The organism is Paenibacillus sp. GYB004, assembly GCF_036577605.1.
In the GTDB taxonomy this organism is placed as follows: Bacteria; Bacillota; Bacilli; order Paenibacillales; family NBRC-103111; genus Paenibacillus_AB; species Paenibacillus_AB oceani.
Map to the genome: position 1 here is coordinate 80,349 of NZ_JARBDB010000063.1, position 22,369 is coordinate 102,717.

At 52.2% G+C, this 22,369-nt stretch carries 20 protein-coding genes and 1 other RNA gene; 4 read left to right on the plus strand and 17 right to left on the minus strand.

Going from position 1 to position 22,369, the window contains the following annotated elements; genetic code table 11:
- Positions 1–267 precede the first annotated feature (267 nt).
- From PV433_RS27875 to PV433_RS27895, 5 genes are all read right to left on the minus strand, one after another.
- On the minus strand, positions 268–1,026 hold the full coding sequence (locus tag PV433_RS27875) for an ABC transporter ATP-binding protein (protein ID WP_332075305.1): 759 nt from the start codon (positions 1,024–1,026) through the stop codon (positions 268–270).
- A 4-nt stretch (positions 1,027–1,030) separates the two neighbouring features.
- Positions 1,031–3,349, minus strand: coding sequence for an ABC transporter permease (locus PV433_RS27880; protein WP_332075306.1), 2,319 nt, complete (start codon positions 3,347–3,349; stop codon positions 1,031–1,033).
- Positions 3,350–3,395: 46 nt separating this feature from the next.
- Positions 3,396–4,022, minus strand: coding sequence for a TetR/AcrR family transcriptional regulator (locus tag PV433_RS27885; protein ID WP_332075307.1), 627 nt, complete (start codon positions 4,020–4,022; stop codon positions 3,396–3,398).
- Positions 4,023–4,375: 353 nt separating this feature from the next.
- Positions 4,376–5,359, minus strand: coding sequence for a hypothetical protein (locus PV433_RS27890; RefSeq protein ID WP_332075308.1), 984 nt, complete (start codon positions 5,357–5,359; stop codon positions 4,376–4,378).
- 303 nt (positions 5,360–5,662) lie between these two features.
- A complete protein-coding gene (locus tag PV433_RS27895) occupies positions 5,663–6,490 on the minus strand; it encodes a YitT family protein (protein ID WP_442951584.1) in 828 nt (275 codons plus the stop codon).
- A 527-nt stretch (positions 6,491–7,017) separates the two neighbouring features.
- On the opposite strand from PV433_RS27895, the gene PV433_RS27900 reads away from it, so the two are divergent.
- Complete coding sequence (locus tag PV433_RS27900) at positions 7,018–7,671, plus strand: hypothetical protein (RefSeq protein ID WP_332075310.1); 654 nt, start codon at positions 7,018–7,020, stop codon at positions 7,669–7,671.
- A 399-nt stretch (positions 7,672–8,070) separates the two neighbouring features.
- Here PV433_RS27900 and PV433_RS27905 read toward each other — a convergent pair whose 3' ends face one another.
- Positions 8,071–8,463: a type II toxin-antitoxin system death-on-curing family toxin gene (locus PV433_RS27905; protein ID WP_332075311.1), complete on the minus strand. Its 393-nt coding sequence runs from the start codon at positions 8,461–8,463 to the stop codon at positions 8,071–8,073.
- A 1-nt stretch (position 8,464) separates the two neighbouring features.
- Positions 8,465–8,758, minus strand: coding sequence for an AbrB/MazE/SpoVT family DNA-binding domain-containing protein (locus tag PV433_RS27910; RefSeq protein ID WP_332075312.1), 294 nt, complete (start codon positions 8,756–8,758; stop codon positions 8,465–8,467).
- A gap of 672 nt (positions 8,759–9,430) precedes the next feature.
- Here PV433_RS27910 and PV433_RS27915 point away from each other — a divergent pair.
- Complete coding sequence (locus PV433_RS27915; RefSeq protein WP_332075313.1) at positions 9,431–9,922, plus strand: hypothetical protein; 492 nt, start codon at positions 9,431–9,433, stop codon at positions 9,920–9,922.
- Positions 9,923–10,143: 221 nt separating this feature from the next.
- On the opposite strand, the gene PV433_RS27920 is transcribed toward PV433_RS27915, so the two are convergent.
- Together PV433_RS27920 and PV433_RS27925 are read right to left on the minus strand one after the other, a co-directional pair.
- A complete protein-coding gene (locus tag PV433_RS27920) occupies positions 10,144–10,323 on the minus strand; it encodes a hypothetical protein (RefSeq protein WP_332075314.1) in 180 nt (59 codons plus the stop codon).
- Between the two features lie 197 nt (positions 10,324–10,520).
- Positions 10,521–10,778 carry a hypothetical protein gene (locus tag PV433_RS27925; RefSeq protein ID WP_332075315.1) on the minus strand — a complete coding sequence of 86 codons (258 nt, stop codon included), beginning with the start codon at positions 10,776–10,778 and terminating at the stop codon, positions 10,521–10,523.
- A 95-nt stretch (positions 10,779–10,873) separates the two neighbouring features.
- Between PV433_RS27925 and PV433_RS27930 the strand changes: the two genes are divergently transcribed.
- On the plus strand, positions 10,874–11,830 hold the full coding sequence (locus PV433_RS27930; protein ID WP_332075316.1) for a sigma-70 family RNA polymerase sigma factor: 957 nt from the start codon (positions 10,874–10,876) through the stop codon (positions 11,828–11,830).
- 76 nt (positions 11,831–11,906) lie between these two features.
- Complete coding sequence (locus tag PV433_RS27935) at positions 11,907–12,332, plus strand: SRPBCC family protein (protein ID WP_332075317.1); 426 nt, start codon at positions 11,907–11,909, stop codon at positions 12,330–12,332.
- Between the two features lie 79 nt (positions 12,333–12,411).
- Here the strand turns inward: PV433_RS27935 and PV433_RS27940 are convergent, their stop codons facing one another.
- The 8 genes from PV433_RS27940 to gpmI form a co-directional block, all read right to left on the minus strand.
- A complete protein-coding gene (locus PV433_RS27940) occupies positions 12,412–12,828 on the minus strand; it encodes a VOC family protein (RefSeq protein ID WP_332075318.1) in 417 nt (138 codons plus the stop codon).
- A 1,133-nt stretch (positions 12,829–13,961) separates the two neighbouring features.
- Positions 13,962–14,326: a transfer-messenger RNA gene (ssrA, locus tag PV433_RS27945) on the minus strand.
- 211 nt (positions 14,327–14,537) lie between these two features.
- Positions 14,538–15,017, minus strand: coding sequence for an SsrA-binding protein SmpB (smpB, locus tag PV433_RS27950; protein WP_317891258.1), 480 nt, complete (start codon positions 15,015–15,017; stop codon positions 14,538–14,540).
- A 126-nt stretch (positions 15,018–15,143) separates the two neighbouring features.
- On the minus strand, positions 15,144–17,729 hold the full coding sequence (rnr, locus tag PV433_RS27955; RefSeq protein WP_332075319.1) for a ribonuclease R: 2,586 nt from the start codon (positions 17,727–17,729) through the stop codon (positions 15,144–15,146).
- A 324-nt stretch (positions 17,730–18,053) separates the two neighbouring features.
- A complete protein-coding gene (gene secG / locus PV433_RS27960) occupies positions 18,054–18,290 on the minus strand; it encodes a preprotein translocase subunit SecG (RefSeq protein WP_190930271.1) in 237 nt (78 codons plus the stop codon).
- 329 nt (positions 18,291–18,619) lie between these two features.
- Positions 18,620–19,276 (minus strand): M50 family metallopeptidase, encoded by a 657-nt coding sequence (locus PV433_RS27965; protein ID WP_442951585.1) that lies wholly within the window; start codon positions 19,274–19,276, stop codon positions 18,620–18,622.
- A gap of 123 nt (positions 19,277–19,399) precedes the next feature.
- Complete coding sequence (gene eno / locus PV433_RS27970; RefSeq protein ID WP_190930273.1) at positions 19,400–20,692, minus strand: phosphopyruvate hydratase; 1,293 nt, start codon at positions 20,690–20,692, stop codon at positions 19,400–19,402.
- 138 nt (positions 20,693–20,830) lie between these two features.
- Positions 20,831–22,369, minus strand: a complete 1,539-nt coding sequence (gpmI, locus tag PV433_RS27975; protein WP_332075321.1) for a 2,3-bisphosphoglycerate-independent phosphoglycerate mutase — start codon at positions 22,367–22,369, stop codon at positions 20,831–20,833.

Sequence of the window (22,369 nt, forward strand, 5' to 3'; positions counted from 1 at the left end):
TTAGTTTGTTTACCCGTCCGATACGATTCGACTCGGACCGATGAAGCGTATTGGGATGGATTTTTAGTAAAGCGCTTTCAATAAAAAATATAACACGACTCCCGGTAGCCGTCTTCATGCCATCGTGTCGACAAACCCTTACGTTTTATCCGAAATTGCTCTCTTTGCGGAAATGCCGGAAAAACGCGCATTTTGTGTGCGCGTTGCGGACGAAAGCAGGCTGGACCTCTCCATAACCGCGTATCGAGATCCAGCACGCCCCCACCGTTAGATGCCGACTTCCCTCATCTTCACCGTTACTTTCTCGACCCGTCCGTCCAGATTCGTTCCGTCAAACTTGGGCAGCATCAGCTCGCTCACGATCGTCCCGTCGCGCATAAACAATATCCGCTCCGTCCGCGCCGCAACCTTGGCATCGTGCGTGACCAGCATAATCGCCGTGCCCTCCCTGTTAATTTCGGAGAAGATGTCCATTATTTCCTGCGCCGATTTGGAGTTAAGCGCACCTGTAGGCTCGTCGCCGAATATAATGGCCGGGCTGTTCATCAGTGCTCGGCATATGCCTGCACGTTGAAGCTGACCGCCCGAAACCTGGGTAATGTCGCGTGCTCCAAGCTCCCCGATGCCCATCCTTTTCATAAGCGCTCTTGCTTTCTCCGTTATGGTTGCGACGTTTTTTCGGTTGTCCCGCGTGGAGGGAAGAATGATATTGTCGAGGATATTCAGATACTTCAGCATCGTCGGCTGTTGGAACACGAATCCCATCTTCGTCCGGCGCAGATCGGACAGCTCCTTTTCCCCGATCTCGGATAAATCCTTGCCGTCAACCACGACCTTTCCGCCATTCACACCATCCGTCCCGCTCAGCGCAAACAGCAGCGTTGATTTCCCCGAACCCGAAGGCCCCATAACCGCAACGAACTCGCCCTCGCCGATTTCGACCGACACTCCGTCAAGCACCTTGCACGTTTCATCGCCCGCTCCGAAAGACTTGACGATACGATCGCCGATAATCACCTTCTTCATCTGCCTACCCCTTCATACTTTCCGAAATGTGGATGCGTCCCGCGCCTGAGATGCCGATCCGTGTCGCGAGAAGCACCGTGCCTATCATCAACAGCGGACTAAGCAGATACGCCGAAAGCGGATGGGCCGTAAACTGAAACGCCGACGCTCCAAAGGAGGAAATCATCGCGCCCGCAAGGCTTTCTCCGAGCGTGTTCGCCAGCAGCGTGCCGAGAACCATTCCGACTATCAGGACGAAGACCGCACGCGAAACATACTGCGCCGTCAGATCCGAGCTGGTAAAACCGAACGCCTTCAAAACGGCAATGGAATATTTGTCTTTCGCGACAAGCATTTTCATAAACAGCAAGGTGATCAGCCCCGTTATGACCAGCGCGATTGCAATTGCGGAATAGGCAGCTTTTTCAACCGCGCTTATGGTCGGGCCGTATGTCTGCGCCATATACTCATCGATGTCCGAAACTTTCGCATACTCAAACCTGCCCGCATATTCGGAAACTTTGCTGTCGACCAGGGCTCGGTCCGTAAGCTCCGCGCTGATTACGTACCACATGACAGCCGCCGACCGATCGGTGAAGACGGCCTTTGCGGTTTTGCCTCCATTCGTGATGTCGGAGTAAATTCCGCTGATCTTGAGCTTTCTTTCCTTCCCCTCAACCAACAGCGTAAGAGAATCGCCCACCTGCTTGCTTAGCTCACTCGCATTCATGGCAGAAAGCGCCATTTCGTCTTCCGCGGCAGGCGCTCTGCCCTCGGCATATTGCACCGGGAACACGGAATGGTCGCCAAGCTCAACTTTTAACCTCTCCTCCGAGCCGTCCTCCATCCGGGATTGGAACGATTGCGTGGTTAGCACGGCATACTTGGAGATCGTGCTGTCGCCGCTCATCGTTTTAACGATATCTGCGGCTTTCTCGGACATCCGGTCGGTCTGCTGAATATCGATGCGCATATCGCTGTTCCCGATCCCCATGTATTGGCTGAAGCTTTTGGAGGATATCGTATGATACAGATTCTGCGGAACGATCATGATAAAGGCCGAGATCATCAGCACCACCAGATTCGTAACATATAGTTTTTTTCTTGCGAGCACATCTTTGACGCCAAGGAACACATTCGTGCTGAGCAGCCTGTTACCGCTCAAGGTCAATCGTCTGGCTCCCGCTGTTTGTTCCGGAGAAGTGCCTGCGCGGATCGCTTCGGCGGCGGATATTTTCCGGAAACGTCTCAACACTCCGCTTACATAAGCAAGGATGGCAGCGAATACGAGCAGGATGCCGATCATTCCGAACAGCAGGGCGTAGGATGCATTATCGCTCTCCCCCATATTCAGCCGGATATTTTCAAGAAGCAGGTCCTGCAGCAGGGACGCAAGCAGCAAACCAGCGATACATCCGGTCGCTGCAATCACTGTATATTTCGCCACGTAAATCTTCTTAATGTCGGAGAGCCGCAGCCCGATCGCCTTCATCACACCGATCTCTCGGTAATCGTCTTCGATTTTGGCAAGCAGCGTAAAGCGGATGCACATCAAGGCGATGGCCACGACCAGCACGCTGACTAGAAGGATTACCCCGATCATCATACCGTCGGAAAGGGCGTTAATCGTTCTGAACAGCGGGTATGTAATCGTCGGTCCGTTCGCTTCAAGCCCCGAGGACGCATAAGCCGTTTCGAATTCGCCGAGCTTCGACATATCCTTTAAGCGAAATTCGATCAGATACTCGATGTTCCCGCGTCCTTTTAATGCCTCGAAATCGCGTTCGCTGAGCAGAAACCGTTTGGAAGAGGCCAGCGTGGAGTTCATCTGCGAATCCCGGAGGAAACCCGCAACCGTTAATTCGTTTCCGGCAATCATCGCTTTATCGCCAATTTTCGCGGTACCGTCTTTCATATAGCTGACCGGAACATACAGCTCACCATCGGATACGCGTATGATGTGCCCCTCAAGGTCAAGCAGATAATCAAACTTCCCGCTCTGGGTGATGAAGCCGTTATCCTGTACGCTGCCTGCCAGCGAACGATCGCCGAATCGGATGCGCGAGCCGTCCATGTTCAGAAATTCAACCACTTGAAACTTTTCCACATTGCGGTTCTGTTCCGCAAAAGCGGCCAGCCGCGCACGATCCAGACCGCCCGAATGCATCTGCATAAAATGCGGGGTTTCCGCCTTCGTCATCAGCGTATCGATCGCTCCCGATAGATGGACGACGAGGATCGCCGCCAGCGATACCAGCATAGCGGCCGCAGCAACAAATACCATCGTTGTGAACGTGACCAGTTTGCTCGCCGATATATCGTTGCGGATTATCCTGTAGTACATGGGTCACCTCTGTCTAGTCAAATTCCAATGAGTTACCGCCGAACCCTTAGCCAAACATGTTCATCGTGTCCATCAGACTTCCGCGCTCCGCACCAAGCAGCCTTTCCACATTGCCTATAAAAGCCAGCATTCGCGACACGCGCTCCTCGTCCGTCATGATCACGATATCATCATCAAAAACGGTAATCGCATAGATCACAACCATCTCCATGCACTCATACGGATACGGTGTGCGGAACATCCCCTGCTCGATGCCCTCGCGGATAATTCCGGTCAGAATCGGCGTCACGCCGTTGATGATGACCCTCTGGATTTTCTGATGCATCAGCGCGTTCTGCGGCTTGTGAATGTGATCCATAATTTCACCGCCGCTGCTTCCGCCGCTTATGTTCAGCGCCGCCACAACCCGGACGATACGCTCGACTATGGGGATGCCCTTGTCTTCGGCTATTTCCCGGGCCTCTCCCAGGAGACGGGCGTTATACCGCTCAATCAGCGCATCCATAATCTCTTCCTTCGACTTGAAGTGATGATACAGGGTTCCCCGCGCGATTCCGACCTTATGGAGAATATCGTTTGTACTTGTGCCGTCAAAGCCCTTCTGGCCGAACAGCTCGTCCGCCGCGTCCAGAATTTCGTTCCTGCGCTCTTCCGCTTCTTTTACAATTCTCAATAGTTTACCCCCTTTATACCGACCGACTGCCTGTCGGTTTAATCGTAACATGTTTTTTGGCAATGTACAAGCTTTCTCTTCTTCTATAACCGGGCAAGTATCTTGACAGGATTCAACTGCAGCGCGCCGTCCACTTGCAAAGTCCGTTCACGAACGCCTCCGGGCCCCCTCCTTCACGCTGAGGTTCTCTCCCCCAAGCTTATTTTGCAACGCGCACGGTTTTGATGCCCCATCGTGACATGGTATGCAGGCAAAAGGACGCTCCCCCCACCTCTATCAAGGTTTTGGAAAGCGTCCCTGCTAGCCGCCTTGGATCGGCTCACCTGCCGGTGTCGTTCTGGGACAACGTCGAATTAATTCAGATGCTCATAGCCGTCCTCGAACCGCAGCACCCATTCAAAGGAAATTTGCTCCGCCAAATCGCGGTTAAGCTTCAATTCCGGGTAATCTTTAGCAAATTCGATCGTATACAGCAGCGAATACTGCGCATAGGGCGACGGCTCTCCCGCCGTAGCGGTCGGAACGTACCGATCGGGATTGAAGCCTTTGTCGCGGGCAAATTGCTCCAGCGTCACGGAATTGTCGATCTGACCGGATGCGCGAGCTACTTTGTAATGATCCTCGATCTCCCCGTACAGGCCTGAGCGCGGCGTCGCCTGCGCCGTCACATCGATCTCGTCATATACCTCGCCGCCTTTTCGGATGCGAAGCAAGGCCTGCTCCAGCCCGGTTCCCGGTATCCCCAAATCTTTTAATAAAAAGGAAAAGTCCGCATTCAACCTGTCATTGGAAAGGCCGGTCCCCGTGCTTGCCTTGGACACACGGTTGCGATACATATCGTCCATCAGCGGCAGCCGGCGCGTCTCGGCGTTCAGCTGCTTCTGTCCGTTGCCGCTTCGTTCCCATACGGTCAGCTCGTAATTATGCTCCAGAGACAGTTCCAGCTCGGTTCCATACTGCATGCCCCCTTGAGGCTCCAGTACCGCTTCCAGCGGCTTCACCTGGCCGTCGCGGCGCACAGATACCGCAATGACGGCGGAGGGCGACACTTCTTTCAGCGCCACCTGCAAACCAACCTTCGCTTTCTTCTGAGCCAAATCCGCTTCGGTTAATTCATAGTCGAGCCGTTCCACCTTGTCGGCCTGGGCGGTCAGCTCACGGCTGATCCCGTTAACAATCTGGCTTTCCAGCATCTGCACCTGCTGCTGCAGGATGTGGAGTTGCGAGTCTGTCTGGCTGCTCTGGCTGCGAATTTCGCCGTTCTGCTTGTATCCGATATACAGGACAGCCAACAGGTTCACGACCAGCAGCGTCACTATCGCTTTGGATCGGTCCATACGCCTCCTCCTCCTTGTCTCATATGGGATGGGTGCGGAGCGAAAAGAGCAGTACGCGCATGCCCCCGTGAAAATTCCCGTCCAGGCTATACAACAACGCGTTCTGTATCCATAGTGCCTTATTCTAGCTGTACTCGTCAAACTTTTGGCAGAAGATTTGCATTCAGATGCGCGTCCGGCAGGCCAAAAGGATACATGTTTTCGTATATTACGCGAAAAAGCACCGGGAGTTTCTAGCTGCCCAGTGCTTCCTTGTATCATTGCGATGACTATGCCGCCATTAACATCGTCACCGGCCTCCGTCTAGTGGATATTGCGCTTACGGAAGTTGCCGCCTTTCACTTCCGCTATATCATATACGATAATGAACGCTTTATCGTCGATCTCATTAATAATCTCCCTCATTTTGCTTTCCTCAAGCCGGTTGATCACGCATGTGATTTCTTTGAACTGCTCGTTGGAATAACCGCCGTGGACGAACGTGTAGGTGGAGCTGCGCCCCAACCGGTCGCGGATCGTCTCAATCATCTCTTCCGCCTGGCTGGTTATGATCTTGTACGTTTTGGAGCCGCTTAATCCTTCCTCCACAATATGAATGACCTTGGAAGCGATAAAATAAGCGATACCCGACAAGATCGCGCCTTGAAGCCCAAACACTGTCGAGACGACGATAAAGACGAACAAGTTCAGAAACAAAATCAGATCGCTCGTTCCGAACGGCAGCTTGCGAGCCAGCAGCACAGCCAGCATGTCAATCCCGTCCAGCGCACCGCCGTTACGCAGCGCCAGCCCCATGCCAAAACCGATAATAATGCCGCCGACCACGGTAACCAGCAACGTATCGCCCTGCACAATCGTCGGGATATGGTGCATCACCGTCGTACCGATCGCAAGCGACGCGATGCCCAGCACCGAGAAAATCGCAAAGCTTTTGCCGATCTGCTTGTAACCCAAAAAAATGAAAGGAATGTTAATCACGGCAATCAACAGAGCAAGCGGCAGACCGCTCCATTGCGAGCCGACGATGCTCAGGCCGGTCACGCCCCCGTCCGATACGTTGTTGGGGATCAGCACGGCTTCCAAACCATACGCTGTAATAAAACCGCCAACGATTACAGAAACTGCCTTCAATATCTTTCTTCGAATGATTGCTTTCCTGGAAACTGCTCCCACTTTAGTTCCTCTCTTCTTTATCGCGTCAAACCGAACCCGGGGAAACGCTAGAATCAGTCTGCCATAGAATGAGATGGTGCCGGCAGTACCCTCGTCTCGTCTGAATCCCTATCGTAATGACATAACACAGTTCGTTGCTTTTCAATTTTATTCGACAAACCTGTACAGCCGCAATGTTTTTTGAAAAAATGTATCGGCCTTCGGGAAATTTTTTTCTATTTGATTCGAACGTGATTGGATATTTTTAGTATGCCCCGAAACGGTTCCCCGAACTCCACCACAACGAAAAAGCAACAACCGGATGCCTGCTCCGCTCCTTGCCGCTCTCTCTTGTATCCATTCCGTTTAATTCGAATCTCCGCTATTGGGTTAATAAATGACTTTAGGGGAAGGAGTGCCGCCATCTGCCTTAAGACATCTTTTACTCGCTTGTCCTTATAGTTATAATGAACATAAATACAGTACGTTACGGAAGGGGCATCGCTATGGGCAAAACGACTAAAGGAATTTGTACCAGCTGCGAAAAAGAAGTTGGCAAAAGCGCCATTGGGAAGCATCTGCAAACTTGTCCCAAACGAGTGCTGCAGGACGGAAACAACCGATATTTTCTGATTCGTGTGCAAGACCGCTACTTGCCTAAGTACTGGCTGTACCTGGAAGCAAGCGCTGACGCGACGTTAACCGATCTGGACCATTTCCTAAGGGATCTCTGGCTGGAATGCTGCGGACATCTGAGTCTGTTCATCGTGAGGGATCGTACTTATGGCTCTTCACCGGATGAAGAGTTCGGCGACAAAAGCATGCAGATCCGATTGGGGAAGGTGCTGAAAAAAGACCTGTCTTTCCTGCATGAGTACGATATGGGATCAACGACGGAATTGAGCCTGAAGGTGGTGGAGGAACGTTTAGGAACCAAACCCGATTCGCCTGGCATCGAGCTCCTCGCCCGCAACGTAGCTCCCGATATCTCCTGCACCGAATGCGGAGACGCCGAGGCGGAATACATCTGCTCCGAATGCCAATACGAGGAGTCCGGCTGGTTGTGCGATACCTGCGCAGAAAACCACAAATGCGGTGAGGACATGCTCCTCCCGGTCGTCAACTCCCCGCGCACAGGCGTATGCGGGTTTATGGGATAAGAATTTTAGGGATCGGGCGGATGGGAAACGGGTGGATTTGAGGGACTTGAGGGAGCAGGGCAGTCTTGACTAGCCTTGCTGCTGAAGGAAGTGTACGTTGGGAGCTTAGCGCAGCGGCAGGCTTCGTTGTGAGCTTCGTAAGCTCCCTCTGTGTGTACGATCCTCCCGTTGCCCCGTAAGCGTCGACAGAAACAGGTTGTTGAGGGAGACTTCAGGAATTTGCAACGCCAATCCTTCATCAAAAACAGGGGTTTATCAACAGCCTGAAAGAAAGCAACCGTTCGGGTGCTATGCTTCCTTATAGAATGGAGGCGATGGGATTGCCGCCCTGAACATGCCACTCTTCCGTATGCGCTGTAGCCACAGGTAGTTTTTGTTACGGAACGAATGATCTATGAATTATCTTTCTACCGAATGCTCTTGTAATCGATGAGCTGTTGTTTCCAACGAGTATAACCCCTTTGCAATATCTACGATAAATTCCACCGCATATTGACGTTCCATCCGCAAATAGTATCCATTTAAGATCAAAAAAGATTTTGTCGCCATATAGGCCGTCCGTTTATTACCGTTGTGAAAACAATGGTTTTTCACTAGAGACTCCAATAGAGCTGCAGCTTTGTCAAATAAACTGGGATAAGCATCTTCTCCAAAAACACTTTGCTGGGGTCTATGTACCGCAGATTCCAACAGGCCATGATCCTTCACACCCGCTTGCTCTGCGTCGTTCATTCTTTTCATCATGAAATAGTGAGCGGATATAACCTCTTCTTTAGTCAGAAAGATTGTCATATCAACGGTCCCTTAAATCCTGAAGGATGCCTTCATCTTCCTCAAACACATCATAAAACGCTTCTAAAACTTCCGGTCTAACATTATCTGGGAGCTTCACCTGCCGAGCCTTTTTCAATACGACTTCACCACGGTCATTTTCTCTGAATTCGATTTCATCCCCTTGCGCAACATTCAATTTGTCAGCCAATCTCTTGGGCAAGCTTACTCCCAAGCTGTTGCCCATTCGCCCTATTTTGCGGGTATACCGCATCCCATTCGATTTATCATCTGACACTTTAACGACCCCATTCATTAGGTATTCTACCCCCTATAAGTATGATCTGCATGATCACCGTTATACCTTATAAACGTAATAACTTTTATAATGTATATACATAATAACAAGCCTGTGTTCATTTATAAAGCAAAAAAACTCCTCATGCGAATGAGTTTCGTGATGGTGAGGGCGAGGAAGTATCGACAATTCCGATTTCACTTTCGACCGAAGCGCACCAAAAGATGCCGGTCGCAGTATTTGATTTCGATTGCATGCTCCTGCGCTTCGTTCTGGCTGCGCGCTCCGCCCCCCTCCTCCCAGTGTATGGAGGCGACGTTTGGGTTAGCAATTCCACCATTCGTCGACCACCGGACTTGCTATCAAAACGAGCCCTGAACCAAGTAGTCTTTTCTGCACGGCAACCGAGGGAAATACCTGTTGAAGAAACTATGACCGTGTACCCCCTCGGGGTCCGTCTGAAGTATGGATTTCCAGCGAGATAAGGTATCGATTTGAGCGATTTGATCAGTTATTTTTTTGAGAGTGCCTAAATATTAGTTCATCTAGATGTCGCAATTCGTATAGGTTGCCATTTACCGAAGAAAATACTATCGAAAATCACCAAGATGTGTAAAGTCATTGCAAATTGTGGTAATATTTCATTTAGTATTTCGACAAAATCGAATAATCAAAGTGGGGGATCGGTTAATGGTGAGATTTGCTTGCGAGTTATGCAACCATGCGCTTAGTTATAACAAGGACAATTTTATTGAGCAAAATGGTTCACACTACGCCATGATTCGACATCACGATACAAGCAATTTCGAGTTTATTGTAACGACAAGAAATCATCTATCTTTTGAGAACATAGATATACCAAACTTTGTAGTGTCTAAAAGTATTGATTTATCTATAGATCATTTTATAGATTTATTAAACAATCAAGGAAGTACTATTATCAGGGCAAATGATTCTTCCAAAGTAGCTATAAATTTAGCCAATAACAACAGCGCTACCTCTAACTCGAGCTTATTTAAAGTGAATCATATTGATGTAATGGAAATACTGGTATTATTTAAAACAGTAAAAAATATTTTAGAAAAGAATCAATATTTAAATAAAGATTACAGTATTTCTAGCGAATATCTGGATTCAACTGACGGTAAGCATTTATACATAAGTGTGAAAGTATCTCTGTAGAGATTATCAACATCTAGGGAAGTAATCCCTTCTTCTAGTTGTCTAGCAAGGGAATGTGCACTTCCATGAGCAATCACTCGACATTACAGTCGCAAACGTATAGTATAGCCAAAAATCCACAACCATCAGGTTGTGGATTTGGCTAATGGAGGAGGCGAAGTGTAACCGGGCGAATCTTGAATCCGCCGCCGTGTGCTCCGGATTTTGATGAAGTGGGATAGCTACTCTCTCGCATTCACTGTCATTGCTTTTGAATCAATCACCAAACCGGCTGATTGAATATAGTCAAAACCAATAATGCCGTCAATCTCCATTCCATAGTTCATTTCTCCAATTTCCACTTCAAATCCTTCAAAAGTCACTTCTCCTGCTTGCACAAAATCAAATAGTTTGGAGTACACAACCTCAACTCCACCCACGCCCTGATTTTATTCAAAAAGTCACCTGGCTCAATTTTGACCCCGATGGCATCCACTATATCTGCGCTAAAATAGTTCCAGCTGAGCCGTATCGAGTAGTACATTCCTTAAATGAAGCTCTTCTCCACGATAACAAATGACCACTTCAATAAAAGGCAATCCATACTTCACATCGATTTTCATCTCGTTCCCCGTACCCCCGCCCATTTCTCCCGAAGCTTGAGCGTTTCGCGGGACGTGTGAAAAAAACCGTATTCCCGATAAGGCTGTGCCCGATGCAGCTCATAGTAGCGTTTCATGGCAACAGACGAATCTTCAAAGCGATCAATGACTGCCACCTCATCAATAAGCCAGTATCCGTCCTCCGAGCGGGACTTTAAAGCTTCACAAACAACCCACTCTTCAGGAAATTGTTCACGAACCTCTTCCCAGCGCATCTTGGTCACCTCCGAACCTTTCGGATTGAGGCTGTCCGCTTCAAAGCATATAATGATGGTACCACCCTTCGGGGAGATCGTTAAGGGAGGCCGCGATGAACGAGACCGCATTTGACGAACCATTATTTGCAAGCTTGAAGCCGGGCTTAACCTCGTTCTGTTACCGAATGCTAGGCTCCATGGACGATGCGGACGATGCCGTTCAGGAGACGAGTATTCGGGTCTGGCAGAGCTGGAGCACGTTCAGACAGGATTCCTCGTTCAAAACTTGGGTCTATCGGATTGCCTCCAACCTGTGCTTGGACAAGCTGAGACAATCCAAACGCCGCGCGCTTCCCGTTGACCTGTTCGACCCGGCCTTCGCCATCGTCGAGCCGCGCGACACACTGCCGGACTCTGCCTGGATCTGGCCGTCTCCCGACTTTGGGGGCAATCCGGAGGATCAGCTCGTCCGCAGAGATACCCTTCAACTGTGCTTCATCGCTCTTCTGCAGACCTTACCTCCGCGGCAGCGCGCGGTACTCATTTTGAAGGATGTATTTGAATGGTCCTCCAAGCAGATCGCGGAAACGTTGGCGATGTCGCCGGCAGCGGTGAATAGCGCCTTGCAAAGAGCCCGAGAGACGATGGACCGGGCGCAGCTTCGCTCGGATGAGCTCAGCAGCATGGACGTTCAACCGGAGCAGCAGCTGCTGTCCCGGTATGTGGAGGCCTTCGAGCAATTCGATATTGCTGCGCTTGTCGAGTTGTTCCACGAGGAAGGCTGCATGTCGATGCCGCCCTTCGAGATGTGGATCCGCGGCAAGGAAGATTTGTCCGCCTTCTATTCGCTTACTCGCTGGCATTGCGAAGGTTCGCGATTTGTGCCCATTACGGTGAATGGCGGTTATCCGGCGTTGGCCCAGTATATGCCGGACAAAGAAGGCTCTGGCCTGGTACCCTGGGGCATCCACGTCATCGAAACCAAAGAAAATCAAATCCTGCACGTTCAAAACTTCATTCATACGCCATTATTTTCGCGATTTGGGCTGCCTGAGCGAATGGACCAATGAATTTCGTCATTGGCTTACGTCTATATCATTGAGAATAACCAAACGACGAATATCATGAGAGAGGTGTCTATTTAAAATGGAAACGAGTCAACCGACGAAAGTAACCGTGCAAGCCGTCATTCAAGCCCCTGTCGAGAAGGTATGGCGCTATTGGACCGAGCCGGATCACATCACGAAGTGGAATCAAGCGTCCGAGGACTGGCATGCACCGAGAGCCGAAAACGATCTGCGGGTCGGCGGCAAGTTTCTGACACGGATGGAAGCGAAGGACTGCAGCATGGGCTTTGATTTTGGCGGCGTCTACGATGTCGTGAATCGGCATGAGGCGATCGGCTACACCATGGAAGACGGAAGAAGAGTGGATATTGCTTTCGTCGATCAAGGGAATGAGACGAAGGTCATTGAAACGTTCGACGCGGAAAGCTCCAATCCCGTCGAGTTCCAGCAAGCAGGCTGGCAAGCCATCATGGACAATTTCAAAATTTATACCGAACAAAACTAATCATCGCGAAGAAGACACCGGGGAAGATGCCCGGCGTCTTTCTTTTTGAACCCTAGTACGAGCGTGCTCTCCGTTAGTCTTAACCTTGTGCCGCATCCATGTTCATGTAATTAATGGCCCATAGATGGCCGTCCAAGTCCACAAAGCCCCAATGATACATGAACCCATGATCTTCAGGTTCAGCATGCAATTTCCCGCCCAAGGAGACCGCGGTATTCACGATTTCATCGACCTTTTCCCGGCTCTCGAAGGCCAGTGCGATCGTCATCTGCGCATACTTGCTCGTATCGACGGATTCCTTCTCCGTGAGCGTATTAAAGAATGCTTGATTGATCAGCATGACCTGCAGGTTGTCGCCGATCACGATGGCTACCGAATTCTCGTTCTCGGGGAATTGCGGGTTGAGCTCGAATCCGAGTCCAGTGAAGAATGCTTTCGATTGTTTTACGTTTTTTACAGGCAGGTTGAAGCTCGTGAATACGGACGTTAATGCCATTTTCAAAACACCTCTTCGTCAAATTAGTTTGTGTTCATTTATGTCTTCGTTTATATAGACGACAGCCGATCCGGGAATTCATCGGTCTCATGGATTCGGAAGCGTAAATTTTGAAAAACAACTTGGTATTGAGTTCGGATACCCGCCATTCCCGCAAGGCTGCTTATTCTTATTGTGCAGGGATAAAGATTTAACCTCTCTAAAAAGGAATTCGTCTGAATATATGATAATTTAAGGGTTGATGTCGAGTGACGAAATGAGAAACGGTATGGAAATTAATGATAAAACCCAAGCACGAAAGAAAAAGTTCGAAACCGTCGCCAAATCCTTACAACTATTGAACCCTTTGTAAGAGAAATTGCGAAAAAATAGAGATGCTCCCTCCGCTTAGCTACGGTCCGCACAATCTGCCCCCCATTGTCCTCTTCGGACAGGGGTTCTGCCTCCCTGCCTAATAGCATGCAAAAAGCACCCTTTCGGGTGCTCTGCATGCTATGGAGGCGAGGGGAGTATCGACAATCTTGATTATACTTTCTGCCGATGCCCATTCGACGATGCAGATCGCAGCGGTAGATTTCGATTGCGTGCTCCCTCCGCTTCGCTTCGGTCCGCGCGATCTGCCCCCCAATGTCCTCCTTCGGACAGGGGTTCTCCTCCCAAATCCCATACCAAACAAAAAAGCACCCTTTAGGGGTGCTTTCGTTTGGTATGGAGGCGAGGGGAGTATCGACAATCTTGATTATACTTTCTGCCGATGCCCATTCGACGATGCAGATCGCAGCGGTAGATTTCGATTGCGTGCTCCCTCCGCTTCGCTCCGGTCCGCGCGATCTGCCCCCCAATGTCCTCCTTCGGACAGGGGTTCTCCTCCCAAATCCCATACCAAACAAAAAAGCACCCTTTAGGGGTGCTTTCGTTTGGTATGGAGGCGAGGGGAGTATCGACAATCTTGATTATACTTTCTGCCGATGCCCATTCGACGATGCAGATCGCAGCGGTAGATTTCGATTGCGTGCTCCCTCCGCTTCGCTTCGGTCCGCGCGATCTGCCCCCCAATGTCCTCTTCGGACAGGGGTTCTCCTCCCAAATCCCATACCAAACAAAAAAGCACCCTTTAGGGGTGCTTTCGTTTGGTATGGAGGCGAGGGGAGTCGAACCCCTGTCCGAAGATAACGCCACACCAGCTTCTACGGGTGTAGTGACAGATTTGATGTCACCCTAGAGTCGCCCCGTCACCGGCTACTCTTCAGGTCAGCCTGATTGTCTTCTTCAGCTAGCCCCAGGCGGAGACTAGACAGCGTATCCCACTAAGGTTGAGCCCCTATCCCGGCACATGGGCGATGCAGGGTAGAAGCCGCATCACAGGTTATTAAGCTGCGAAAGCGAGTTTTGGTTGTTGTTTGCCAGTTAAATTGGCGTTCGCGTTGTTGAAGTGGACGCAGCCCCACTACCCGCTACTCATGCTCGAACTATCCCCGTCGAATCCAAAAACGCCCCCGTGATCGGAAGTCTCGTCTGGAACGAGGTGCTTCGCAAGTTCGGCTTGCGGAGCCGAAAACCGACAGCGCATCGTATCGCTGTATACACAGTATATCACATTTGGCTGCTTCCGACACCGCTTCTTGATGGAAACGAAGGTTCACTCTGACAACGATCCCATGGAAAAAACCATGGCAATCTTATCAATGAATCCTAACGCACCTGTCGCTTTAGCGGGCAATCTTCTGCTTCTCACGCAACGCGCGCTGGATATCGCGCTGAGCATCCCGCTTCGCGTCGCTTTCGCGCTTGTCGAACTGCTTCTTCCCTTTGCCGACGCCGATCAGCAGCTTGGCATAGCCGTTACGCACGTAGATCTTGAGCGGTACGATCGTGTAACCCTGCTGCTTCGCCAAGCCTAGCAGCTTGTGAATCTGTACCTTCTTCAGCAGCAGTTTCCTCGCTCGGGTCGGATCGGACGGATTGTGGCGGTTCCCTTGCTCAAACGGGCTGATATGCATATTGTTCACGAACGCTTCACCGTTACGGATCGTACAGAATGCGTCGGATATGTTGGCCCGGCCGCCTCGCAGCGACTTGATCTCGGTACCGGTCAGTACAAGTCCGGCTTCATACGTATCCTCGATAAAATAATCGTAGGACGCCTTCTTGTTCTGAGCCAGCTGCTTGCCATCGTTTTTCTTGGTCAATTCCATCCCCTCCTTCCGAGTAAGGAACGGACGAACCTTGCGGTCCGTCCGATACCGTTCGTACTACGCTAGGAATTCATTGTATCAACTTCCCTGCGCAAAATCAATGAGGGGCTACCGCTATAATCATTTTTTCCCGCGCTTTTTGCCGCCTGCCAAAGCGCCGCCTTTCACACCGCCGCCGCCCGGCTTGCGCGACGCGCCAAAGCCGCCTCCGCGCTTACCGCCGCTTCCGCTGCCACCGCCGCGCGCGCTGCCTCCGGTGCCGGTGCGCCCGCGTCCGCCCCGGCTGCCGCCGCCTGCTCCTGCGCCTCGCTTGCCTCCCGGCCGCACATTGGTCCACTCGCCGCCGTCGCCGGTCTCGCTCGCCCGGCCGCTTCCGGCTGCTCCCGCGCCTGTTGCGCCGCCTGCTCCCGCACCGCCGCCAGTCCGCGCGCCGCGATCGCCACGCTTGCCTCCGCCGCCGCGGCTAAAGCCCCACATGTCGACGCCGCCCCGTCCGCGTTCGCGGTCCTTGCCTTCGTCGCCGCGCTTGCCCCGTTGTCCGCGGTTCCCGTCGACGAAATTCACCTTTTGCCCGCGCGGCTGCGCATCTACCATTTCAAAATCGATGTTGTGCTCCTCAAGGTTGACCCGGGCTACGCGCACCTTCACTTCGTCGCCGATCCGGTAAATCTTCGACGTCCGCTCGCCGATCAGCGCATGCTGCAGCTCATGATAATGATAATAATCGTCGGACAGATCGCTTAGCCGGATCAGCCCTTCGACCGTATTTTGCAGCTCAACGAAAATACCGAAGTTGGTCACGCTGCTGATGATCCCCTCGAACTCTTCGCCGACCTTGTCCAGCATATATTCGGCCTTTTTCAGAGCCTCGGTGTCCCGCTCCGCATCCGCCGCCAGCCGTTCCCGCTCCGACGACTGCTTCGCAATATCGTCCATCCGTCCGCCCAAATACTCATGACGCAGCTCGCTCAGCGAACCGTTCTCCAGCACCTCGCGGATCACCCGGTGGATGATCAGGTCCGGATAACGCCGGATCGGCGACGTAAAGTGCGAGTAATACTCGGCGGCCAAACCGAAGTGGCCGAGGCTGTTCGCATCGTACTTCGCCTGCTTCATCGAGCGCAGCATCACCGTGCTGATAATCGTCTCTTCCTTCGTCCCGCGGATTTCCTCCAGCAGTGTCTGCAACGCACGAGGATGAACGGTGTTCCCTTTCCCGCGCACGACATAACCGAAGTTGGTGATGAACTCCATGAAGTGCTGCAGCTTGTCGCCGTCCGGATTTTCGTGAATCCGGTACAGGAAAGGCACCTTCAGCCAGTGGAAATGTTCCGCCACCGTCTCATTCGCGGCCAGCATGAACTCTTCGATAATCTGCTCGGCGATCGAACGGTCCCGTTTGACGATATCCGTCGGCTTGCCGTTTTCGTCCACCAGTATTTTCGACTCCTGGAAATCGAAGTCGATCGCTCCGCGCTTCATCCGTTTCCGGCGAAGCTTCATCGCCAGCTCTTCCATCAGCTTGAAGAAATCGACGAGATCGGCGTACCGGCTCGTGACCTCTTCGTCTTCACCGGCCAATATTTTGCGCACATTCGTATAGGTCATACGTTCCGTCGTCTTAATCACGCTTGTGAACACATCGTGGCGTACCACACTGGCGTCTGCGTCGAACTCCATCTCGCACGACATCGTCAGCCGGTCCACCTTCGGGTTCAAGCTGCAGATTCCGTTTGACAACCGGTGCGGAAGCATCGGAATAACACGGTCGACCAAATAAACGCTGCAGCCGCGATTGTACGCTTCCCGGTCGAGCGGGGAGTTCTCGCGCACGTAGTAACTGACGTCGGCAATATGAACGCCCAGCAGATAGTTGCCGTTCGGCAGCAGCTCTACGTTGACCGCGTCGTCGAGATCCTTGGCGTCTTCGCCGTCGATCGTCACAATCGTCCGATCCCGCAAATCCCGGCGTCCGCGCAGGTCGTCCTCGCTGATCGAATCCGGCACGCCTTCCGCCTCGGCGGTCACTTCCTCCGGGAATGCTTCCGGCAGCTGGTATTTGCGGATAATGGACAAAATGTCCACGCCCGGATCGTCCTTATGCCCGAGAATTTCCACAACCCGGCCTTCCGCCGCCGCACGCCCTTGCGGGTACGTGACGATATCGACGACGACCTTCTGACCGGTTACCGCGCCTTCGAAATAATCTTTCGGGATAAAAATATCTTTCGTAATCCGTTTGTCGTCCGGAATAACGAACGCATAACTTTCGAAGCTCTGGAACGTCCCGACGATTTGCTTGATCGCGCGTGTAACGATCCGGACAACTTCCCCCTCCAGCCTGCCTCCGGCCGCACTTTTGGAGGTAATGCGGGCCAGCACGATATCCCCGTTCATCGCCCCGTTCATGTCGTTCGCATGAATATAAATATCCGGATGTTCTTTGTCGTCCGGCAGCAAAAACCCGAACCCTTTGGCGTGAGCCTGAAGCTTGCCCTTCAGCAAATTCATCCGCTCGGGAACCCCATAACGCTCTGTCCGGGTACGAATAATCTCTCCGGCTTCCTCCAACTGATTCAGCAGCTTCAGAAACTGTTTAAATGCATCGGCATCCGAAATCTCGAAATGCTTCTCCAGCTCCTGATACGTCATCGGCTTGTACGCTTTCTCGCGCATAAAATCAAGCAATAGCTCGGCTGTCATCATAAAATCACCTGTTTCCTGTCGATAATTACTCTGTATGTTAGTATTGACGTTTTCGACCCGCTCATCCCCCTAATCATGACGTTCTCCGATAAAGAATGTTCTCTATGCTTTTACACGATAACCATGCACTTTAAACATTCGATACAGCTGCGGCCAGTTTCCGAAGGAGGACTGCCTGCGCAGCCGCACCATCTTGGTGGTAGAGACAGCCTATTCCCGGCAACCATGCCGCCCGCAGCCTTCGCTCGCTTGTAAGGGCAACCACGATTTGCCAACTAAAAAACAGCAGGAGCTTAGCACCCCTGCTGCGTTCGATGTCGACATTTAAGCTTTTACCACGTATGCTACGATAAGGGACAACAGGAAAAACGATACGGCAAATCCGACCGTTACCCGGGACAGAAGTAATTCCAATCCGCGTGCTTTCTGTTTACCGAAGAGGTGTTCCGCACCGCCCGAGATGGCACCGGATAATCCCGCACTCTTCCCTTTTTGCAAAAGAACGATAGCGATCAGGCCAATCGATGCGATGACGAGCAAAATTTTCAGAAAAATTTCCACTTGATCCACCTCCAGTTCGAAATCCCTATGTATCTGCGTACATGATCTTACGATCAAATGTTTCAAAACCACAGTACAAAGCAATATTTATTGTATCACAAACGGCGTCCCAAGACAAGTTCATCATCCTGCATTTCGCCCGGAACGAAGCTCGAATCCGCATCTTTGCTTATCCGCCTTGTCTGCAGCCGATTATTGTCGCTAGTTATAGGATCCGTACTGTGTCACACGGACAAGCCGCGATCCTTTACAATATGAATCGTACGCCTCATTAATAAACAAATGAAGCTAATCCTTCATATCTTTAAATGATAGCCGAACCAATCTGATCAAACCTGGCTTTCCCAGCGGGGAGCCGGCGTTTTGCGTGCACGGTTAACCGCCATAAAATCGGCGATCGCTTTTCTGGCGCACAGCAGTGAAAAAATCAGGAACACAATCGCCCACAACATCGCGGGCAGTCCCGTCGAACGGCTTAATCCGCTTGCATCTCCGGCCCGGCTCGGATCAATGACCGACATGTAGATCAAGTTGATCGGCCCCATGACCGATTCCTCGAGACAGATAAACGAGACGAGCAAATAGTAAAACTTGCGCAGAAACGGGAACGGTACGAACATAGCGATCCCATTCACCACGATAAACCCGATCAGCCATAGGACGCCGAACGTATTGTTGACGAAAAAGGCGAGGGACAGAACGGCCAGCAGCGACATCGCCACAAAACCAAGCCCCAGCTTCCCTTTCCTGTAGCAATTGAACAAAAAGACAGCGAACAGCGACGCGGTTACATACCCCGCAAGCCCGAGCGGTATCGTCTTCCACCCTTGCTCGATGTACGAATACGTCACGCCCGCATGATTCGAATACAGCTCAATGTACAGCACCTGGCCGGACAATACCAGCGTAGCAACCGCATGACCGAGCTCATGTACCATCGTATCGACATTTCGAAAAAAAGAAGAGTAGGGGATCCACCCCGTCAATATGGCTGACCCCACCAAAAAAAGTATCGTTGTCATCCACCGACTCATCCGGATCCCCTACTTTCCGAGAGTTACCCTGTAAATCCGCTGAACTTACAAGTATTCCGCAGTGCGGAAAGCTTTTTATTTGAAGTTTTTCAGGTTATAGAACGATTGGCGGCCCAGGTAACGAGCCGTCGTGCCAAGCTGATCTTCGATGCGGAGCAGCTGATTGTACTTCGCTACGCGGTCCGTACGGGAAGGCGCGCCCGTTTTGATCTGGCCTGCATTCGTTGCAACCGCGATGTCGGCGATCGTGCTGTCTTCGCTTTCGCCGGAACGGTGCGAGATAACAGCCGTGTATCCTGCGCGTTTCGCCATTTCGATCGCATCGAACGTTTCCGTCAGCGTACCGATTTGGTTGACTTTGACAAGGATCGAGTTGCCGATATTTTCTTCGATACCGCGGGACAGACGCTCGGTGTTCGTGACGAACAAATCGTCGCCCACAAGCTGAACTTTGCCGCCCAGCTTCTCGGTCAGCAGCTTCCAGCCGGCCCAGTCGTCTTCAGCGCAGCCGTCTTCGATCGTCACGATCGGGTACTTCTCGGCCCAACCGGCCAGGAAGTTAACGAACTCTTCCGGCGTATACGATTTGCCTTCGCCTTCGAGGTGGTATTTGCCGTCTTTGAAAAACTCGGTGGAAGCAACGTCCATGCCGAGGAAGACGTCAACGCCCGGCTTGTAGCCTGCGCGCTCGATTGCCGTAATGATCGTTTGGATCGCTTCTTCGTTGGAGCTCAGGTTTGGCGCGAAGCCGCCTTCGTCGCCTACAGCCGTGTTCAAGCCTTTTTCCTTCAGAACGCTTTTCAGACTATGGAAAATTTCCGTTCCCCAGCGCAATCCTTCTTTGAAGGACGCAGCGCCAACAGGCAGAACCATGAACTCTTGAACGTCTACGTTGTTGTCCGCATGAGCTCCGCCGTTGATGATGTTCATCATCGGAACCGGAAGCTGCTTCGCGTTGAATCCGCCCAGGTACGTGTACAAAGGCACGTTCAAAGCGTCGGCTGCAGCGCGGGCTACTGCCATCGATACGGCCAAAATCGCGTTAGCGCCCAGCTTCGCCTTGTTCGGCGTGCCGTCCAGCGCGATCATTTTATTGTCAATCGCTACTTGGTCCAAAGCGTCCAGACCGATCAGCTCGGGAGCGATGAGCGTGTTCACGTTGTCTACAGCTTTCAGAACGCCTTTGCCCAGGTAACGGCCTTTGTCGCCGTCGCGAAGCTCTACAGCTTCGTAAGCGCCGGTCGAAGCGCCGGACGGAACGATCGCATGTCCTTTTGCACCGGATTCGAGGTATACTTCCACCTCAACGGTCGGATTGCCGCGGGAATCGAGCACTTCGCGTGCGTAAACGTCGGAAATAATAGTCATGGTTCGTAGACACTCCTTCACTTAGATAAAGTATGTAGCCTGCCGGTGAAACAGAAGCAGACCGTATAAACGCGAGGCCGGGACTTCACGGAGAAGTCCGGACCCGCGAATGTTTACCTGAAACCGCTCTTGCCCGAGTTACTTGCTCAGCATCGATCGTCCGGTCATCTGCTCCGGCTTCGCCACCTGCAGCAGCTCCAGTATCGTCGGGGCGATATCCGCCAGGATGCCGTCGTTTCTTAGTGTAACAGATTTGTCGGTCACAATGAAAGGCACCGGATTCGTCGTATGCGCGGTGAACGGACGGCCGTTCTCGTCAAATACCATATCCGCGTTGCCATGGTCGGCTGTAATGATCGCGACTCCGCCTTTGGCCAGCACCGCCTCGACCACTTGGCCGAGACAATCGTCTGTCGCTTCGACCGCCTTGATCGTAGGCTCCAGCATGCCGGAATGGCCGACCATATCCGGGTTGGCGAAGTTCAGGATGATCGCATCATGGTTCTCGGCTGCGATCTCTTTCACAGCCGCAGCCGCCACTTCATAAGCGCTCATCTCCGGCTGCAGATCGTACGTCGCTACCTTCGGCGAATTGATCAAGATCCGGGTCTCGCCCGGAAGCTCGACGTCACGGCCGCCGCTGAAGAAAAACGTCACGTGCGGGTATTTCTCCGTCTCGGCGATCCGGAGCTGCTTCAAGCCGTTTTGCACGAGCACCTCGCCCAGCGTGTTATCGAGGTCTTTCGGTTTGTACGCAACAAAGCCGCCTACGGTTTCACTGAATAACGTTAAACAAACGAAATACAAGTCCTGAGGGGCCTGGTCACCCCGGTCGAAGCCGCGGAAGTCGCTGTTCGTGAACACTTGGGACAGCTGGATGGCACGGTCCGGACGGAAGTTGAAGAACACGACCGCATCGCCCGATTCAACCAGTCCGGCCGGCTTGCCTGCCGCATCCGTAATGACCGTCGGCATGACGAACTCGTCATAAACCGACTTGTCGTACGATTCGGCGACCGCCTGCAAAGGATCGGTATACTGAGGACCTTCTCCGTACACCATCGCACGGTAAGACTTCTCGGTCCGCTCCCAGCGCTTGTCGCGGTCCATGGCGTAATAACGGCCTTGAACCGTGGCAATCGTGCCGATCCCGACTTTGGCGATGTGAGCTTGTACCCGCTCGATGTAGCCTTTCGCGCTGTCCGGAGCCACGTCGCGGCCGTCGAGAAACGCATGGATATAGACGTTGTCGAGCCCTTCCTTCTTCGCTAGGTCAATCAGCGCGAGCAGGTGCTCGATATGGCTGTGTACGCCGCCGTCGGACAGCAGTCCGTACAGATGCAGTTTCTTTCCTTGCTCCTTCGCATGCCGAGCCGCGCCGATAATCGTCTCGTTCTCGAAAAACTCGCCTTCACGGATCGACTTGGAGATCCGGGTCAAATCCTGATACACGATACGGCCTGCGCCGATATTCAGATGACCGACCTCGGAGTTGCCCATCTGCCCTTCAGGAAGCCCTACGGCTTCGCCGCAGGCGGTCAGCGTCGTATTCGGATAGGTCGCCATGTAACGGTCGTAATTCGGCTTCTTAGCCTGCGCTACGGCGTTGCCTGCGGTTTGCTCCCGCAAGCCGAAGCCGTCCAGGATGATCAGCGCAACCGGTTTCGGTCTGGCCAT

What these genes read in the sequence shown, in the direction of transcription:
- PV433_RS27910 (WP_332075312.1), bottom strand. Translation starts at nt 8,758, where the DNA reads ATGAATGGGGTCGTTAAAGTGTCAGATGATAAATCGAATGGGATGCGG.
- PV433_RS27935 (WP_332075317.1), top strand. Translation starts at nt 11,907, where the DNA reads ATGGAAACGAGTCAACCGACGAAAGTAACCGTGCAAGCCGTCATTCAA.
- PV433_RS27880 (WP_332075306.1), bottom strand. Translation starts at nt 3,349, where the DNA reads ATGTACTACAGGATAATCCGCAACGATATATCGGCGAGCAAACTGGTC.
- eno (WP_190930273.1), bottom strand. Translation starts at nt 20,692, where the DNA reads ATGACTATTATTTCCGACGTTTACGCACGCGAAGTGCTCGATTCCCGC.
- rnr (WP_332075319.1), bottom strand. Translation starts at nt 17,729, where the DNA reads ATGATGACAGCCGAGCTATTGCTTGATTTTATGCGCGAGAAAGCGTAC.
- PV433_RS27925 (WP_332075315.1), bottom strand. Translation starts at nt 10,778, where the DNA reads ATGCGCTGGGAAGAGGTTCGTGAACAATTTCCTGAAGAGTGGGTTGTT.
- PV433_RS27930 (WP_332075316.1), top strand. Translation starts at nt 10,874, where the DNA reads ATGAACGAGACCGCATTTGACGAACCATTATTTGCAAGCTTGAAGCCG.
- PV433_RS27940 (WP_332075318.1), bottom strand. Translation starts at nt 12,828, where the DNA reads ATGGCATTAACGTCCGTATTCACGAGCTTCAACCTGCCTGTAAAAAAC.
- PV433_RS27890 (WP_332075308.1), bottom strand. Translation starts at nt 5,359, where the DNA reads ATGGACCGATCCAAAGCGATAGTGACGCTGCTGGTCGTGAACCTGTTG.
- PV433_RS27875 (WP_332075305.1), bottom strand. Translation starts at nt 1,026, where the DNA reads ATGAAGAAGGTGATTATCGGCGATCGTATCGTCAAGTCTTTCGGAGCG.
- PV433_RS27900 (WP_332075310.1), top strand. Translation starts at nt 7,018, where the DNA reads ATGGGCAAAACGACTAAAGGAATTTGTACCAGCTGCGAAAAAGAAGTT.
- gpmI (WP_332075321.1), bottom strand. Translation starts at nt 22,369, where the DNA reads ATGGCCAGACCGAAACCGGTTGCGCTGATCATCCTGGACGGCTTCGGC.
- PV433_RS27915 (WP_332075313.1), top strand. Translation starts at nt 9,431, where the DNA reads ATGGTGAGATTTGCTTGCGAGTTATGCAACCATGCGCTTAGTTATAAC.
- PV433_RS27905 (WP_332075311.1), bottom strand. Translation starts at nt 8,463, where the DNA reads ATGACAATCTTTCTGACTAAAGAAGAGGTTATATCCGCTCACTATTTC.